Annotated in this window: 2 protein-coding genes; both read left to right on the forward strand. The window is 54.0% G+C overall.

The window, feature by feature from the left end; all coding sequences use genetic code 11:
* Window positions 1-574, forward strand: a 574-nt coding sequence (locus APH36_RS30290; protein WP_218187335.1) for a hypothetical protein, incomplete at its 5' end; no start/stop codon positions are given.
* An 81-nt stretch (window positions 575-655) separates the two neighbouring features.
* Window positions 656-1,825 (forward strand): hypothetical protein (locus tag APH36_RS31485; RefSeq protein ID WP_256219379.1); only part of this gene is annotated, 1,170 nt, incomplete at its 3' end.

A 1,825-nucleotide genomic window follows, 5' to 3' on the forward strand; every position in this document is an offset into this window, starting at 1 on the left:
TGTCCTTCAAGAAAGGCAGCTAACGGCGAGAAGCGGTCATTTTGTATCTACAGGTTTCGGGGCGATTCACTCGTCTGATGCTCAGGAGCACCAGGATGGGCGTCAAGGAGGTGGTCATCTTGAGGTGGACTATGCTGACCAGTTGCTCTCAAATCTAATCGTGAGGTCCTCCATGGCAAACCCCAATCTGCTGGCTCTATTCAGAGATGAAGTCCTTCTGACCGGGCCTGAAAGCTCCCTTCCAAGCAACCTATCTCAGTTCTGGCTTGAGGAGCTCCAGAGTCATCTGGAGAGGTATTTCGACGGTTTGAACTCGGATTCAGATGCAGAAGAGAAGGATCTCGACATCTCTCTCCCACTCGCAGCGATCATCCACATCTTGTTCGCGAAGAATGGTGGGGAGGAGATATCCGAGAGCTCTGAAAAGCTGTACGAGTATTTCCAAGACTACCGGCTCGAACTGGCCCTTGAAGAGATCACGCGAAAGACTCATGTGGCTGCCGAGGCTGCAACCATTGAGACCATCTTCACCAACCGAGATGTCCTGGTGGAACAAGGCCCCCTTCTTCAATAGGTACCTCCACCGATGCCATCGCCGGCGGGCACGCTCCGAGGCATTGATGGAATGCATTTTGACGGCTGCCGAGATCAGCGAATGAAAGAAATTGCTGCGCCGATGTTCGATCTAATCGCTTTGTCGCTTCCACGAGGGTTGGGGTTTGGGGACAGCCCGCCAGTAGGGGCATGGCTTAGTGAGGACGGAATTTCTTGTGCCGCTCTAACCCGAAATATCCATTCCGGCAGCTTCGGAATTGTCACCTTGCGGCGTCGTGTCGATAGCGTGTGGGTGCTCCTCAGCCATAGTGAGCGCACCACTGGCGAGTCTGAAGCCCGCGCCTCAATCAGCCATTTTCTCTATACCCAAGCCCATCCGCTTCCACTCCCTTCAGGTGAACGACGACGTGCTCCTCTAAGCAGAATGGGTAAGCGCACACCAAGCGTGGTGTTCAAATCACTATTTGATCCAAGCCGCCGTATTGGGGCGTGGGCGCTGAATCAACTGTATCTCGCACTGCCATCCCCAGACAGAAATTGGGTTCCCGATTGCCAGACTGAGAATTTTCACACCCGCCTCTGGGAAGCCCACCTATTAGCGATTTTTCGTGAACAGGGACTCTTGGTCACCCAGCCTAAAGAATCACCCGATTTTCACATCGAGAATAGGCTGGGAGATGAGGCCTGGGTTGAAGCAGTGACAGCCAACCCGGAAGAGCGGTATGAGCATTTTGGCGCCTCGCCGGTCCCCCCACCCGCTGACCGACATGAGCGTTTCTTAGGAGCGGCTGCAGAAAGGTTTGCGAGGACCATCCAAAACAAATTGGACAAGCGTTACGAATCCCTACCGCACGTGGAGGGTAAGCCGCTCATTCTGGCCTTAGCCGATTTCCATGCGCCCAGTTCAATGCTGTGGAGCAGGGAGTCGCTCATCAGCTATCTCTATGGCTTTGCAGTTCACTCATCTGCGCATCGTGGTACGCACCTGATAACTGTGGAGGAAGAGACATCTCTGCTATCAGGGCGCCCCAACGGCCTATTTACGCTAATGGAAAATGCCCATCTTTCAGCGGTCATTTTCACCAATGCCTGCACAGTGCCAAAGCTCAGCCGAGTGCCGATCTCAGGTGGAGCTCATCTAGACGGGTACCGATACTTGCGGTTTGGTGAGTTTTTCGACCGTTCTCCGGGAGCATCACGAGGTATCCCATTTCTGTTGGATGTAGCGTCCAGCGACTACGGTCAGCTCTGGCCGCAATATGGCTACGAG

Source organism: Pseudomonas sp. NBRC 111133 (assembly GCF_001320605.1).
In the GTDB taxonomy this organism is placed as follows: Bacteria; Pseudomonadota; Gammaproteobacteria; order Pseudomonadales; family Pseudomonadaceae; genus Aquipseudomonas; species Aquipseudomonas monteilii.